This is a genomic window from Kitasatospora sp. NPDC056531 (assembly GCF_042794375.1).
Taxonomy (GTDB): Bacteria; Actinomycetota; Actinomycetes; order Streptomycetales; family Streptomycetaceae; genus Kitasatospora.
The window spans coordinates 1-1,374 of the sequence record NZ_JBHTTU010000367.1 but is presented as its reverse complement, the minus strand read 5'-3'; the positions used below and the strand labels follow the sequence as shown (position 1 = coordinate 1,374).

Genomic DNA, 1,374 nt, shown 5'->3' with positions numbered 1-1,374 from the left:
TGGTGGGACAGGGCGGCCAAGACCGCCCCGCACCCGTTCCCACCCGGCTACACTCCCCACTCCCAGCCCGTTGACCAGCGGGAATGGAGAAGTCCGGCTGGAGTAAGCCCGTCCTTGACTCAGAGCCGCGAAGCGGCGCAGGTCACTGCGTTGTCAGTAGCGCGCACTAAGCTGATCACAGCGGCCGAAGGGGGGTGTTCCTCATGTTGTCCGGGCGACGTTACCGCCTTGAACTGACCGGAGATCAGGCGGAGTTGTGTGAGACGTTCGGTAGCATCTGTCGGTCGGTGTGGAACACCGCTTTGGAGCAGCGGCGGGAGTACCGGCGGCGCGGGGCGTGGATGAACTACGTTCCGCAGGCCGCTGAGCTGGCGGAGGCGAAGCGGGAGTTCCCGTGGTTGGCTGATGCTCCGTCGACCGTGTTGCAGCAGACGTTGCGGGACCTGGACCGGGCGTGCCGGGAGCACGGGACGTTCAAGGTGCGGTGGCGTTCCGTGCGGCGCTGGTCGCCGTCGTTCCGGTTCCCGGCGGGGAACCTGATCACGGTGGAGCGGATCGGCCCCACGTGGGGCCGCGTGAAGCTGCCGAAGCTCGGTTGGGTGCGGTTTCGCTGGTCCCGCCCGCTCGGTGGTGAGGTCCGATCGGCGACCGTAACCCGACAGGGGCGGCATTGGTTCGTCTCGTTCCTTGTCGAGGACGGCAAGATCACGCCCGAGACGCACGTGATGCCGTCCACCGCCGTGGGGATCGACCGGGGCGTCAAGGTAGCCGCGACCACCTCGGAGGGTCGGTTCCACGATCGTGCATTCGCCACGCCGGGCGAGATGGCCCGGCTGCGCCGGTTGCAGCAGAAGCTCTCCCGGCAGAAGAAGGGCAGTAACCGCCGCAGGGCCACCGTCACGGCGATCAACCAGATCACCGGCCGCGTCCGCAACCGACGCGCGGACTTCTGCGCCTGGACCGCGAACCGGATCACCGGCCGAGCCGCGCTGGTCGTGCTCGAAGACCTGCGCACCCGCAACATGACCGCCTCGGCGGCCGGGACCATCGAGCAGCCCGGCCGCAACGTTCGACAGAAAGCCGGACTGAACCGGGCCATCCTGGACAAGGGATGGCATCTGCTCGAACTGGCCTTGCGCAACGCCGCCCGTCACACGGGCAGCAGCGTTGTGCTGGTCAACCCCGCGTACACGTCGCAGACCTGCCATGCCTGCGGGCACTGCGCACCGGAGAACCGTGAGAGCCAAGCGGTCTTCCGGTGCGCGGCCTGCGGGCACCGGGACCACGCCGACGTGAACGCCGCGAAGAACATCAAGGCCGCCGGGCAGGCGGTCTCAGGGCGTGGAGACCTCGGCACTGGCCGGTCTGTGAAGC

General features: G+C 68.3%; 1 protein-coding gene. It reads left to right on the top strand.

The window, feature by feature from the left end:
• Positions 1-203: 203 nt before the first annotated feature.
• Positions 204-1,374: RNA-guided endonuclease InsQ/TnpB family protein (locus ACFQ87_RS46490; protein WP_380617094.1), on the top strand; the 1,171-nt coding region annotated here is incomplete at its 3' end.